At 69.5% G+C, this 11,838-nt stretch carries 13 protein-coding genes; 5 read left to right on the plus strand and 8 right to left on the minus strand.

Translation table 11 applies throughout. The features are described 5' to 3' along the window. A partial coding sequence (locus MFF04_RS01695) for an ATP-binding protein (RefSeq protein ID WP_444543498.1) occupies nucleotides 1–618 on the plus strand: 618 nt, incomplete at its 5' end. Nucleotides 619–633: 15 nt separating this feature from the next. Here MFF04_RS01695 and MFF04_RS01700 read toward each other — a convergent pair. Genes MFF04_RS01700 through MFF04_RS01720 form a run of 5 tightly spaced genes read right to left on the minus strand, consistent with a single transcriptional unit; the run spans nucleotide 634 to nucleotide 3,838 of the window. Then, the gene (locus MFF04_RS01700; protein WP_238273762.1) at nucleotides 634–1,179 is read right to left on the minus strand and encodes a class I SAM-dependent methyltransferase; all 546 of its coding nucleotides are present in this window, start codon (nucleotides 1,177–1,179) and stop codon (nucleotides 634–636) included. A gap of 25 nt (nucleotides 1,180–1,204) precedes the next feature. After that, a complete protein-coding gene (locus MFF04_RS01705; protein ID WP_238273763.1) occupies nucleotides 1,205–1,786 on the minus strand; it encodes a methyltransferase domain-containing protein in 582 nt (193 codons plus the stop codon). A 38-nt stretch (nucleotides 1,787–1,824) separates the two neighbouring features. After that, nucleotides 1,825–2,709 (minus strand): glycosyltransferase family 2 protein, encoded by an 885-nt coding sequence (locus tag MFF04_RS01710; protein ID WP_238273764.1) that lies wholly within the window; start codon nucleotides 2,707–2,709, stop codon nucleotides 1,825–1,827. 38 nt (nucleotides 2,710–2,747) lie between these two features. After that, complete coding sequence (locus tag MFF04_RS01715) at nucleotides 2,748–3,404, minus strand: glycosyltransferase (RefSeq protein ID WP_238273765.1); 657 nt, start codon at nucleotides 3,402–3,404, stop codon at nucleotides 2,748–2,750. An 8-nt stretch (nucleotides 3,405–3,412) separates the two neighbouring features. After that, nucleotides 3,413–3,838 (minus strand): flagellar biosynthesis repressor FlbT, encoded by a 426-nt coding sequence (locus MFF04_RS01720; RefSeq protein WP_238273766.1) that lies wholly within the window; start codon nucleotides 3,836–3,838, stop codon nucleotides 3,413–3,415. Between the two features lie 207 nt (nucleotides 3,839–4,045). Here MFF04_RS01720 and MFF04_RS01725 point away from each other — a divergent pair, with 207 nt between their 5' ends. From MFF04_RS01725 to MFF04_RS01735, 3 genes are all read left to right on the plus strand, one after another. Continuing rightward, a complete protein-coding gene (locus MFF04_RS01725) occupies nucleotides 4,046–5,245 on the plus strand; it encodes a flagellin N-terminal helical domain-containing protein (RefSeq protein ID WP_238273767.1) in 1,200 nt (399 codons plus the stop codon). Nucleotides 5,246–5,434: 189 nt separating this feature from the next. After that, entirely contained in the window at nucleotides 5,435–6,634 is a 1,200-nt protein-coding gene (locus MFF04_RS01730; RefSeq protein ID WP_238273768.1) for a flagellin N-terminal helical domain-containing protein, read from the plus strand. An 83-nt stretch (nucleotides 6,635–6,717) separates the two neighbouring features. Next, nucleotides 6,718–7,458 carry a glycosyltransferase family 2 protein gene (locus tag MFF04_RS01735; RefSeq protein ID WP_238273769.1) on the plus strand — a complete coding sequence of 247 codons (741 nt, stop codon included), beginning with the start codon at nucleotides 6,718–6,720 and terminating at the stop codon, nucleotides 7,456–7,458. A 4-nt stretch (nucleotides 7,459–7,462) separates the two neighbouring features. On the opposite strand, the gene MFF04_RS01740 is transcribed toward MFF04_RS01735, so the two are convergent. The 3 genes from MFF04_RS01740 to MFF04_RS01750 are packed head-to-tail and all read right to left on the minus strand — an operon-like array spanning nucleotide 7,463 to nucleotide 10,838. Continuing rightward, entirely contained in the window at nucleotides 7,463–7,930 is a 468-nt protein-coding gene (locus MFF04_RS01740) for a secondary thiamine-phosphate synthase enzyme YjbQ (RefSeq protein WP_238273770.1), read from the minus strand. Continuing rightward, nucleotides 7,927–9,777: a cisplatin damage response ATP-dependent DNA ligase gene (locus MFF04_RS01745; protein ID WP_238273771.1), complete on the minus strand. Its 1,851-nt coding sequence runs from the start codon at nucleotides 9,775–9,777 to the stop codon at nucleotides 7,927–7,929. Before MFF04_RS01745 ends, MFF04_RS01740 begins: the two co-directional genes overlap by 4 nt. Beyond that, nucleotides 9,774–10,838: a ligase-associated DNA damage response exonuclease gene (locus MFF04_RS01750; protein ID WP_238273772.1), complete on the minus strand. Its 1,065-nt coding sequence runs from the start codon at nucleotides 10,836–10,838 to the stop codon at nucleotides 9,774–9,776. The genes MFF04_RS01745 and MFF04_RS01750 overlap by 4 nt, the downstream gene beginning before the upstream one ends. A gap of 44 nt (nucleotides 10,839–10,882) precedes the next feature. On the opposite strand from MFF04_RS01750, the gene MFF04_RS01755 reads away from it, so the two are divergent. Further along, on the plus strand, nucleotides 10,883–11,818 hold the full coding sequence (locus MFF04_RS01755; RefSeq protein WP_238273773.1) for a class I SAM-dependent DNA methyltransferase: 936 nt from the start codon (nucleotides 10,883–10,885) through the stop codon (nucleotides 11,816–11,818). The last annotated feature ends 20 nt before the right edge of the window (nucleotides 11,819–11,838 follow it).

The following is an 11,838-nucleotide window of genomic DNA, read 5'->3' on the forward strand; positions in this document are numbered from 1 at the left end:
ATCGCACGCGCGCAGATGCGCGCCGAGATCGGCGGCATCTGCGCGCGTGCGATGCAGGAGCTCGGCTATCTCGGCGCCGGCACCATCGAGTTCCTCTACGAGGACGGGCGCTTCTACTTCATCGAGATGAACACTCGGATCCAGGTGGAGCACCCCGTCACCGAGATGATCACCGGCATCGACCTCGTGAACGAGCAGATCCGGGTCGCGGCCGGCGGCTCGCTCTCGGTCCGCCAGGAGGACATCCGCGTCGAGGGTCACGCCATCGAGTGCCGCATCAACGCCGAGCATCCGGCGACCTTCCGGCCGTCGCCGGGGCAGATCACCTACTGGCATCCGCCGGGCGGACTGGGGGTGCGGGTCGATTCGGCGGCCTTCCAGGGCTACCGTATTCCACCGAACTACGATTCGCTGATCGGCAAGCTCATCGTCCACGGCCGCACCCGCAACGAGTGCCTGATGCGCCTGCGCCGGGCGCTCGACGAGTTCGTGGTCGACGGCGTCGACACCACCCTGCCGTTGTTCCGGACACTCGTGCGCAACGCCGACGTCCAGAACGGTCTCTACGACATCCACTGGCTGGAGAAGTTCCTGGCCGCGGGGGGCCTGGAGGCCTGAGGGCTTCCCGGCCGCTCAGACCTTCGGCTTCTGCGAGATCGCCCAGACGACGATCGGGAAGTCCGGCTCGTTCTCGAGGCTGTGCAGGCCCTCGACGTAGTCGGCCCAGCGCTCGTAGTTGGCGTTGATGCAGGCGCGGTTGCCCCAGCTGTCGACGTAGGTGGCGTCCCGGTCGAAGCCGGCTTCCTCGAGGAAGTACAGCATCCCGACCGGCGTCCAGCGCGAGCAGTCGACCGGGTGGTTGTGGATCTTGAGCAGGAACGGCGTCGTGATCACGAAGTAGCCGCCGGGCTTGAGCATCCGCCAGACGTTGCGCGCCGCCCGGTAGGGGTAGGTCAGGTGCTCGAACACCTGCTCGGCGAAGATCACGTCGTAGAGCCGGTCGTGGTCGATCTCCCGGCAGATGTCGAACTGCGGGTAGTGCAGCTCGCGGAAGGTGCGCCAGGGAAAGCGCGACCAGTGGTTGCCCGACAGCTCCAGCGCGTCGAGGCTGCCGTGGTCGAGCTGACGGATCACGTGGTCCGTCCGCTGGTTCATGACGATGCGCGCCCAGTCGGCCATGGCCCGCCCTCCTGTGATCGGATGTCTATCGAGCGCGGGTGAAGAGCAGGCCGGTGCGGGCGAGGTAGGCCGCGCCGTCCTCCTGCGCCAGCGCCCGGACGCGGTTGGTGTCCGCCACCGCGCAGTTGTAGCCGGCCCGCGAGATCACCTCGATCCAGTAGCCGGCGTCCTTGCAGTTGACGTGGTGGTAGCCGTGCTGGCCCGGCAGGGCGTGGGTCATCAGGATGACCTTGCCGCAGGCGAGCGAGCGCACGAAGTTGTCGAGGTAGCGCTCCTCGACATGCTCGGCGACCTCCTGGCACCAGACGAGGTCGACGGCGCTCACCACCGGCGCCCTGGTGAAGTCGACCTGCACGGTGGGGAAGACGTTGTCGTGGATGTTGCGGGTCAGGCCGTCGCAAGCGATGGCCGCGACGCCGTGCCGGTGGAACAGCGCCGCCGTGTGCCCCTGGCCCGAGCCGAGATCGAGCATCGAGCGCAGGGCGAAGCGCTCGACGAGATGGCGCACCACGGTGGGCGCGAAGGAGTAGGGGTCGCCGTGGTCCGCATTGCCGCCGAGATGCGGCGTCTCCGGAACCTCGATCGAGACGATGCCCTGATATTCCATGGTCCGACGGTCCCGGATGCGTGAATGGGTTTGCCGGCTCAGGCGGCGGCGAGGCGGGCCTGCGCGGCCGCCTCCTGGGACTCGCGCAGCCAGGCGATCTCGTCGGCCGCCGCCCTGAACTCGATCTCGAGCTTGCGCAGGTCGACGGGGCCGCCCTCCCGCACGCTCGTCTTCCAGAGGTCGAAGACGCCGGGGGTGCCGATCGCGGCGAGCTGCGCGAAATAGGCGCCGGCGATGGTGGCGTAGATATCGACCACGCGCTGTGCTTCCGCGGAGCCGCGCTTGCGTCCGTGATCGTGGAGAACCTTCGGTCCCCGGATGAGGGCGCCCGTGTAGCCCGCCCGAGAGGCGAGGTAGGCCGTCATGATGTCATTGCTCTCGTGGACGCCGACGTGGCGGATGCCGCCGGTCGCCTCGAGGACCTCACGAAGGAAGAACATGTTCGCACCTTGAATGGTACCGGGTGCGACGAGGCTGCGGGGCGGAATGATGACCTTGTCGGGGAAGGGCCACCAGGCGGTGTTGGCGATCCTCGGGTCGTCGTCGTGATTGACGAGGCCGACCTCGCCCATGCCGTACTGGAAGAGGCGCGGGTCGAAGCGGTGAAGCAGGGCCTCCAGATAGTCTTCGGCGACGTAGCAGTCGTCGTCGGTGAAGACGATCAGCTCGCCCTCGCTCATCGAGAGGCCGACGTTCTGGGCGTGGGCGAAGCCCGGCGCCTCGGCCATCGCCGTCTTGACGGGGAAGGGGCTGCGCGCCGCGTAGGCCTCGATCACCGCCGCCGTCTCGTCGTCGGGCGCCGACCCGACGAGCACCAGTTCCGCCCCGAACCGCCGCATCGGCTCGATGGGGAAGCGCCGGAGCGTCTCGGTGAGCTGGGCCGCGCGCCGGTAGGTCGCGATGATGATCGAGATCTTGAGCATGGGTCCGTCCCGCGCCGCGTTCTCCTGGGGAGACGCCGTCAGAGGGTGAAGGTCTGCTGGCCGAGATGGCCGAGCTTCTTGCTCAGGATCGGGTCGCACCAGATCCGGTAGCCGAGGGCGCGCACGCGGTCGGAGAAGTCGTAATCCTCGCCGACGATCTGGCCGGACTCCTCGCAGGTGCGGAAGCGGAAATAGGGGGCCTTCAGCTTCTGGAAGACGCTCATGCGGATCAGGAGGCAGCCGGTGGGGATGCGCGCCATCTCCACAAGGCCGGGCGGCGCGTCAGCGGGCTGCTCGGGCATGAAGTCGCCGAGGAAGGTCAGGGGGGGCGTGCGCCGCGAGTAGGTGGCGCCGATCACGTCCTGCTCGCGCACCAGGAGCCGCAGCAGCGTGTCGGGCGGGAAGGTCATGTCGCTGTCGACGAAGAACACGTAGTCGGCGCCGGCCTCCTGGGCCATCTTGATGCCGTTGTTGCGCGCCTCGGCGACGATCGAGGACCGGCAGGTGATGATGATGAGCGGCAGCTCGTTGAGGTTGTAGCACATCGTCGCCAGCGACATGCAGAAGTCCGCGTGGACCTGGGAGCCGGAGGGGACCGCGATCGCCACGCTCGGCAGCTTGGCCGGCATCGCGGAGGGCACGTGCAGCGGCGTCGCGAGAGCGGAGGCCGCGTGGAGGTTCGGATCGGAGAGCATGGGGTGTCTCAGGCGGTTGCGGTGGCGAGAGGAGCTTGCGGGTGATCTTGCAGCAGGCGCTCTTGCAGGGAGCGCTCGTAGGCCACGAGCTCGCGCCCGCGCTTGATGGCGCGGTGGTAGTTGCCGGCCGCAAGCTCGTCCTGGATCGCGGCGATGCGGGGCCCGGTGCTCGGCACGGCCCGCATGAGCTCCGTGGCTTGGCGGACGAAGAGGTCCTCGGCCTCGATCGGGTTGTCGGCGAGGTAGATGAGCTGCAGCGTCACGCAGAGCCGCTTGCAGGCGGTGTCCGCCTCGGCCTCGGTGATGATCTCGCTCTCGCGCAGGAACTTGCACTGCGTCTCGACGAGGAAGCTCGCGCTGCGCTCGCCGTTGCGGATGGCGGCGCCGTTGATGATCAGGCGCTCGAAGGGCTTCAGGGTGATCTTGAGCGGCATCGGCCCTCGGGCTCCATCCCGGCACAGATGTGCGCCGGCAGGAGTTAACGGGCTCTTAAGCATACGCGCCGGATTCTCGGGGTGATCGCCCAAACCCGACGATGACCGGGTGATTGGAGGATCGATTTAAAACCTCGGTAAGACGGCGGAACCTAGCGTCGGACATCGCCAAAAACGGCGGTTCACCCGATCAATAGGATCTTCGTCATGTCTTCCGGAGTTACCCTTTCCGCCGCGACCCGCCAGAACCTGCTCTCGCTGCAGGATACCGCGGGCCTGACCTCGACCACCCAGAACCGCCTCGCCACGGGCAAGAAGGTCAACTCGGCCCTCGACAGCCCGCTGAACTTCTTCACCTCGCAGTCGCTGAACAGCCGCTCGAAGGACATCTCGAGCCTGCTCGACGGCATCTCCAACGGCGTCCAGGCGATCCAGGCCGCCAACCAGGGCATCACCTCGATCCAGAAGGTCGTCGATCAGGCGAAGTCCCTGGCGAGCCAGGCTCTCGCGACCCAGGTGACGACGAACGGCACGGCGACGAGCTCGGCCTCGGCCCTGACCTCGACCTCGGTCGTCAACTTCTTTGTCAACGGCGCCGCTGTCTCGGCCTCGGGCTTCACCTCGGCCTCGACCGTCACCGACCTCGTCAACGCCCTGAACTCCGCCTCGAACGCCCAGGGCGTCGGCAATGCCTTCACCCTCGATTCGACGGGCAAGAAGGTGGTCATCGCGGCCTCGGCCGACATCGAGTTCGCCGACACGGCGAGCCAGGTTCTGCTCGGCTTCTCGGCCGGCACCGGCACCGGCCCGACCTACGGCACGGCCTCCGCCGCCGGCACCTCGAGCGAGATCACCGTCTCGGGCGTGACGCAGCGCGCTTCGCTGGCTCAGCAGTACAACAACCTGCTCACCCAGATCACCCAGCTCGCGGGTGATGCGAGCTTCAACGGCGTGAACCTGATCGCGGGCAAGAACAACGACCTGACGATCAACTTCAACCCCAAGGGCAACTCCAACCTCACCGTCGCGTCCTCGGACGAGACCGCCGCCGGCCTCGGCCTCAACGCGGTCACGAACAAGGACGGCGCCAGCTCGACCATCGGCAAGGGCAACTTCCTGCTCAATGGCGACATCAACACCACGATGAAGACCCTCAACGCCGCCTCCGACAAGCTCAAGGCGGACTCGACGACGCTGGGCTCGAACCTCTCGGTGGTGCAGAACCGCCAGGACTTCTCGAAGCAGCTCGCCAACATCCTCGACACGGGCGCGGCGAACCTGACGAACGCCGACCTCAACGAGGAGGCGGCCAACTCCCAGGCGCTGTCGACCCGCCAGAGCCTCGGCATCTCGGCCCTGTCGCTCGCCAACCAGGCTCAGCAGAGCATCCTTCAGCTCCTGCGCTGAGCGCTCTCAACTATCATCGAAAGGAGCGGCCGGACGAAAGTCCGGCCGTTCTCGTTCGTGCGGGCCGCCACGCTCAGAACGACGTGGTTAGCGCCCTGCTAGCGTAACGAATTCTCAACCAAGTCACGTTAACCCTGATCCTCAACGTACTCTGTTCCCGCGCATCGGGACCGTTGAGGAGCCGCACTCATGTCGTCCGAGGTCACGCTCTCCGCCGCGACCCGCCAGAACCTGCTCTCGCTGCAGGACACCGCGGGCCTCACGGCCACCACCCAGAACCGCCTCGCCACGGGCAAGAAGGTCAACTCGGCCCTCGACAACCCGCTGAACTTCTTCACCTCGCAGTCGCTCACCGGCCGCTCGAAGGACATCAGCACGCTGCTCGACGGCATCTCGAACGGCATCCAGACGATCCAGGCCGCCAACCAGGGCATCACCTCGATCCAGAAGCTGGTCGATCAGGCGAAGTCGCTCACCAGCCAGGCGCTCGCGACGCAGATCACCACCAACGGCACGGCGACGAGCTCGGCCTCGGCCCTGACCTCGACCTCGGTCGTCAACTTCTACGTCAACGGCACCGCCGTCTCGGCCTCGGGCTTCACCTCGGCCTCGACCGTCACCGACCTCGTCAACGCCCTGAACTCCGCCTCGAACGCCCAGGGCGTCGGCAATGCCTTCACCATCGACTCGAGCGGCAAGAAGGTGGTCATCGCGGCCTCGGCCGACATCGAGTTCGCCGACACGGCGAGCCAGGTTCTGCTCGGCTTCTCGGCCGGCACCGGCACCGGCCCGACCTACGGCACGGCCTCCGCCGCCGGCACCTCGAGCGAGATCACCGTCTCCGGCGTCAACCAGCGCGCCTCGCTCGCGGCCCAGTACAACAACCTCCTGACCCAGATCACCCAGCTCGCCAACGACGCGAGCTTTAACGGCGTGAACCTGATCGCGGGCAAGAACAACGACCTGACGATCAACTTCAACCCCAAGGGCAACTCCAACCTCACCGTCGCGTCCTCGGACGAGACCGCCGCCGGCCTCGGCCTCAACGCGGTCACGAACAAGGGCGGCAGCGCCTCCACGCTGGGCCGCGGATTCTTCCTGCTCAACGCCGACATCACCGCCACGGTGAAGACCCTGAGCGCGGCCTCCGACCAGCTCAAGGCGGACTCGACGACGCTGGGCTCGAACCTCTCGGTGGTGCAGAACCGCCAGGATTTCTCGAAGCAGCTCGCCAACATCCTCGACACGGGCGCGGCGAACCTGACGAACGCCGACCTCAACGAGGAGGCGGCCAACTCCCAGGCGCTGTCGACCCGCCAGAGCCTCGGCATCTCGGCCCTGTCGCTCGCCAACACCGCCCAGCAGAGCATCCTCCAGCTCCTGCGCTGAGGCCCGGGAACGGCTCGAACACGACGAACTCGGGGGCGGCGTCGGCCGCCCCCTTCGCGCCTCCGCGAGGGAAGGTCCAACCGATGCAGATCGCCGTCGTCACGCCCTACTACAAGGAAGACATCGGCGACATCCGCCAGGCCCACGAGAGCGTGCTCGCGCAGGATCTGCCCTGCCGGCACGTCCTCGTCGCGGACGGCTTCCCGAAAGCCGAGATCGACGGCTGGGACTGCGAACACATCACGCTCCCCACAGCCCACCACGACGCCGGCGACTTCGCCCGCGGCATGGGAGCGCTCCATGCGCTCAACGACGGCGCCGAGTTCGTCGCCTTCCTCGACGCGGACAACTGGCTGGCGCCGAACCACGTCTCCAGCCTCGTCGAGACGGCGCTCGCCAACGGCACCGCCGTCACCACCTGCCGGCGGACCCTGCGCCGCCTCGACGGCAGCGTCCTCGACGCCAACGATCCCGAGAGCGACGGCGAGCGCTTCGCCGACACCGGCACGATCCTGTTCCACAAGAGCATCATCGACATCATCAGCCTCTGGGCGATGATGCCGCGCAACGTCGGCTCGATCGGCGACCAGATCGTCTGGGCGGCGATCAAGGCGCGCCGCTACCCTTCCTCGAACACCGGCCTCGCGACCCTGAACTACCGCACCAAGTTCGCCGGCCACTATCAGGCCCGCGGGGAGACCCCGCCCTCCGGCACCGTCGGCATCGGCCACATCCAGGCCGGCAACCAGGCCTGGACCAGCCTCAACGACCACCAGCGCCGCTGCATGCTCACCGGCTACGGCATGGTGGCGAACGCCCGCTGACGCCTCAGGCGCCGAGCACCGAGACCACGATCTCCCGCCGGTGCGGGCGGTCGCGGTGCTCGATGAGGTAGATCCCCTGCCACGTCCCGAGAGCCAGGCGGCCGCCGACGAGCGGCACCGCGAGGCTCGCGTCGGTGAGCATCGTGCGGATATGGGCGGGCATGTCGTCCGGTCCTTCCGCCCCGTGGACGTACGCCGCATGGCGCGGCGCGAGGCCGTCGAGCGCGGTCATCAGATCCGTCTGCACGTCCGGGTCGGCATTCTCCTGGATGGTCAGCGAGGCCGAGGTGTGCTGGCAAAACACCGTCACGAGCCCGTCGCGCAAGCCGCTCTCGCTCAAGAAATCCACAACCGGGCGGGTGATGTCGGTAAAGCCGCGCCCCATCGTGGCGACCTCGAAGCGGCCGGTGGCGAAGCGCCGGACCTCGCCGCGCGCCAGCGTCTCGACGGGGCCGATACGGGCGCCTCTCATGCCGTCTCCTCCTCGGGGGCGGGGCCGCCGCCGGGCGCCACCTCCCGCTCGCCGCGGGCGAGCACCCGCTCCAGCACGTCGATATGGTCGGCCTCGGCCGGCGGCTTGTCCCAGCGGATGCGCCCGACCCGCGGGAAGCGCATCGCCACGCCCGACTTGTGCCGCGTCGAGCGCTGGACCCCCTCGAAGGCGATCTCCAGGACGAGGCCGGCCTCCCGCCCGTAGGCGACCTCGCGCACGGGGCCGAAACGCTTGACGGTATGGTTGCGGACGTAGCGGTCGAGCTTGATCAGCTCCGCGTCGGTGAAGCCGTGATAGGCCTTGCCCACCGGCACCAGCTCCTCGCCGCCCTCCGGCGCCTCCCGCCAGACCCCGAACGTGTAGTCCGAGTAGTAGGACGAGCGCTTCCCGTGGCCGCGCTGGGCGTACATCATCACCGCATCGACCCGGTAGGGCTCGCGCTTCCACTTCCACCACGGCCCCTTCGGCCGGCCGGGGAGGTAGGGTGAGTTGAGGCGCTTGAGCATCACGCCCTCGATGGCGTCGGCATCGGCGCCTGCGCCCGCCGAGGCCGGGTCGGCGCGGGCGGCGGCGAGCGCCGCCCAGTCCGCGAAGGGCACGACCGGCGAGAGGTCGATGCGTGCGTGGTCGAGCCCCGCCACGAAGGCGTCCAGCGCCGCGCGCCGCTCCGCGAACGGCTTCTCCCGCAGGTCCTCCCCGTCCGCGGCGAGGAGGTCGTAGGCGCGCACATGCGCGGGGAACTCGTCGAGGAGCTTGCCCGTCACCGCCTTCCGGTTCAGCCGCTGCTGGAGCACGTTGAAGCTCTGCACGCGGCCCTCGCGCAGGATCAGGAGCTCGCCGTCCAGCGCCCCCTCGAAGGTGATCGCCTCGGCGAGATCGGGGAAGGCGCCCGTGATGTCCTCGCCGGTGCGGGAGTAGACCCGCGCCACCTGCCGGCCCGCCCGGTCGCGCCCGCCGGCAAGCTGCACGCGGATGCCGTCCCATTTCCACTCGGCGGAGAAGGCCTCCGGCTCGAGCTTCTCGAGGTCCGCCTCCTCCTCGATCGGGTGCGAGAGCATCGGCGGGCGGAACGGGGCCGGGTTCAGTGTCTCCGGGCGCTCGCCCCGGCCCTCGACCCAGGCGAACAGGCTCTCGTAGGGTGGCTCCAGCCCGTGCCAGACCTGCTCGATCGCGTCCGCCGGGTGCTCGCCGAGCGCGCCGACCGCCGTCTTGGCGAGGCGGGCCGAGACGCCGACCCGGAGGTTCCCGGTGACGAGCTTCAGCAGCGCCCAGCGGCCGGTCTCGTCGAGCGCGTCGAGCCAGCCGGCGAGGTGGCCGGGGAGCTCCCGCTTCGGGATCGTCGCCAGGGTTTCCACGACGGCGGCCAGCGTCGGCACCTCGGGGGGCGGGTTGTTGTGGCCGATGCCGGCACCGTTCCCTCTCCCTTCTGCGGGAGAGGGCAGCCCCTGCGTCAGCAGGGGTCGGGAGAGGGGAGCGCCGTTTCCGGAAAGCGCGCGCCCATCACCACCTTCTGAGCCGTCGCGCTGCCCCTCTCCCGCAGAGGGAGGAGGGGATGGCGCCGGCCAGATCAGGGCGGCCGTCTCGGCGAGGTCGCCGACGTAGTTGTGCGAGAGGCGGAACAGCTCCGGGTCGACGCGCTCCTCCACGAGGCCGCGGATCAGGGCGGGCTTCGCCTCGCTGAAGCTGAGCGCGCCCGTCATCGCAGCGAGCGCGTAGCCCCGCTCCGGGTCGGGCGTGCGCGCGAAGTAGTCGCCCAGCAGCCTCAGCTTGGCGTTGCGGCGGGGCTCGTAGGCGAGGCGGTCGAGGAGATGGGCGAAGTCGTTCATGCCGCCTCGCCGGGTGCGGGCTCGGCGGTCTCCGGCGCCTCGGCCGGCTCCGCCTCGCCGTCGTCCCCGTAGCCGAGCATGTGCAGCGGCTTCGCCTTGATGCCTTGCGTCCCGCACCAGTGGACGAGGGCGTCCTCCTGGCCGTGCGTCACCCAGACCTCGCCGGCGCCGGTCTCGCGGATGGTCCGGCAGAGGTCGGGCCAGTCGGAGTGGTCGGAGATGACGAGGGGCAGCTCCACGCCCTTCTGTCGGGCGCGGGCTCGCACCCGCATCCAGCCCGAGGCGAAGGAGGTCACGGGGTCGGGGAACTTGCGCGACCACAGGTCCTGGATCGAGGAGGGCGGGCAGAGCACGACGGCGCCCTTCAGGCTCCCCCGCTCGGTGGCGACCACTTTCGGCGTCTCGCCGAGGGCGATGCCCTCGCGCTTATAAAGCTCGGTGAGCTTCTCCATCGCCCCGTGCAGGTAGATCGGCCGGTCGTAGCCGGCCTTGCGGAGGAGCGCCATCACCCGCTGCGCCTTGCCGAGCGCGTAGGCGCCGACGATGTGGGCGCGCTCCGGGAACAGGGCGAGGGAGTCGAGGAGCTTCTGCACCTCCTCCTCGGTCGGCGGCATCCGGAACACGGGCAGCCCGAAGGTCGCCTCGGTGATGAACACGTCGCAGGGCACCACCTCGAAGGGCAGGCAGGTCGGGTCCGGCGCGCGCTTGTAGTCGCCGGAGACGACGACCCGCACGCCTCCGGCCTCCACCGCGATCTGGGCCGAGCCGAGGACGTGGCCGGCCGGCGCGTAGCGGACGCTCACCTCGCCGATGCGGATCGTCTCGCCGAGCCGCGCCTCCTGGCGCGTCGTGCAAAAGTCCTCGCCGTAGCGGGTCGCCATGATGCGCAGCGTCTCGGGCGTCGCCAGCACGCTGCCGTGGCCCCGCCTTGCGTGGTCGGCGTGGCCGTGGGTGATGAGCGCGCGCTCCACCGGCCAGGTCGGGTCGATGTAGAATCGCCCGAGAGGGCAGTAGAGCCCCTCGCGGGTCAGGGTGAGGAGATCGCTGGCGCGGAGCGGCATCGGCGAGGATATAGGGGAGCGCAGGCTCTCTCCCATCGTTCCCCATGTCGCGCCAGCACTCCTCCGGCGACCTCATCGCCGACCGCCGCTATGCCTACGCCGAGGCCTGCCTCGCCGAGGGCGACCCGGCGGCCGCAGCCGAGATGGCCGAGCAGGCCCTGGAGCGCGCCCCCGCCTACGCTCCGGCCTGGGCGCTGCTCGGCCGGGCGCGGGAGGCTCTCTCCACTCCCGAGGCGGCTCTTAACGCCTACGCCTCGGCGCTCGCGAACGATCCCGAGGACCGGCTCGGCATCGGCGTGGCCCTCGCCCGCCTCGGCGCAGCCGGCGAGGGGGCCGCGCTCTCCTCCGCCTACGTGCGGACCCTGTTCGACGGCTACAGCGATCGCTTCGAGGCACATCTCGTCGGTGCGCTGGGCTATCGCGGGCCGGAGATGCTGCGCGCGGCGCTCGACGGGCTGCCCGAGGCGCCGGTCCGGTTCGCGTCGGTCCTCGATCTCGGATGCGGTACCGGCCTGATGGGCGTCGCGATCCGGGACCGGGCCGAGCGGATCGCCGGGGTCGACCTTTCGCCGGCGATGCTCGCCAAGGCACGGGCGAAGGGCCTCTACGCGCGCCTCGTTGCCGGCGACCTCCTCGATTTCCTGAACGGCGAGCCGCCGGCCTCCGCCGATCTCGTCCTGGCGGCGGACGTGTTCATCTACCTTCCCGACCTCGTGCCGGTCCTCGCCGGGGTCGCGCGGGTGCTGGCGCCGGGGGGGCTCACCGCCTTCACGATTCAGTCGCACGCGGGCGCTGAGCCGGTGCGTCTCGGCGCCGACGCGCGCTACGCGCATTCCGATGCGCATCTCGCGGCGAGCGCCGAGGCCGCCGGGCTCGCCGTTCGGCTCCTCGCCCCCGCCGCGATCCGGCGGGAGCGGGGGGAAGGCGTTCCGGGCCGGATCGCGGTGCTCGCCGCACCGGACGGCGCCTGCACGCCTTGATCGCGCAGACGCCGTCGCGG

The sequence above is a fragment of the Methylobacterium jeotgali genome (assembly GCF_022179345.1).
Taxonomy (GTDB): domain Bacteria; phylum Pseudomonadota; class Alphaproteobacteria; order Rhizobiales; family Beijerinckiaceae; genus Methylobacterium; species Methylobacterium jeotgali.

Bases quoted from the DNA above. Each gene is read 5' to 3' on its own strand.
- MFF04_RS01700 (WP_238273762.1), bottom strand. From the start codon at position 1,179: ATGGCCGACTGGGCGCGCATCGTCATGAACCAGCGGACGGACCACGTG.
- MFF04_RS01705 (WP_238273763.1), bottom strand. From the start codon at position 1,786: ATGGAATATCAGGGCATCGTCTCGATCGAGGTTCCGGAGACGCCGCAT.
- MFF04_RS01710 (WP_238273764.1), bottom strand. From the start codon at position 2,709: ATGCTCAAGATCTCGATCATCATCGCGACCTACCGGCGCGCGGCCCAG.
- MFF04_RS01715 (WP_238273765.1), bottom strand. From the start codon at position 3,404: ATGCTCTCCGATCCGAACCTCCACGCGGCCTCCGCTCTCGCGACGCCG.
- MFF04_RS01720 (WP_238273766.1), bottom strand. From the start codon at position 3,838: ATGCCGCTCAAGATCACCCTGAAGCCCTTCGAGCGCCTGATCATCAAC.
- MFF04_RS01725 (WP_238273767.1), top strand. From the start codon at position 4,046: ATGTCTTCCGGAGTTACCCTTTCCGCCGCGACCCGCCAGAACCTGCTC.
- MFF04_RS01730 (WP_238273768.1), top strand. From the start codon at position 5,435: ATGTCGTCCGAGGTCACGCTCTCCGCCGCGACCCGCCAGAACCTGCTC.
- MFF04_RS01735 (WP_238273769.1), top strand. From the start codon at position 6,718: ATGCAGATCGCCGTCGTCACGCCCTACTACAAGGAAGACATCGGCGAC.
- MFF04_RS01740 (WP_238273770.1), bottom strand. From the start codon at position 7,930: ATGAGAGGCGCCCGTATCGGCCCCGTCGAGACGCTGGCGCGCGGCGAG.
- MFF04_RS01745 (WP_238273771.1), bottom strand. From the start codon at position 9,777: ATGAACGACTTCGCCCATCTCCTCGACCGCCTCGCCTACGAGCCCCGC.
- MFF04_RS01750 (WP_238273772.1), bottom strand. From the start codon at position 10,838: ATGCCGCTCCGCGCCAGCGATCTCCTCACCCTGACCCGCGAGGGGCTC.
- MFF04_RS01755 (WP_238273773.1), top strand. From the start codon at position 10,883: ATGTCGCGCCAGCACTCCTCCGGCGACCTCATCGCCGACCGCCGCTAT.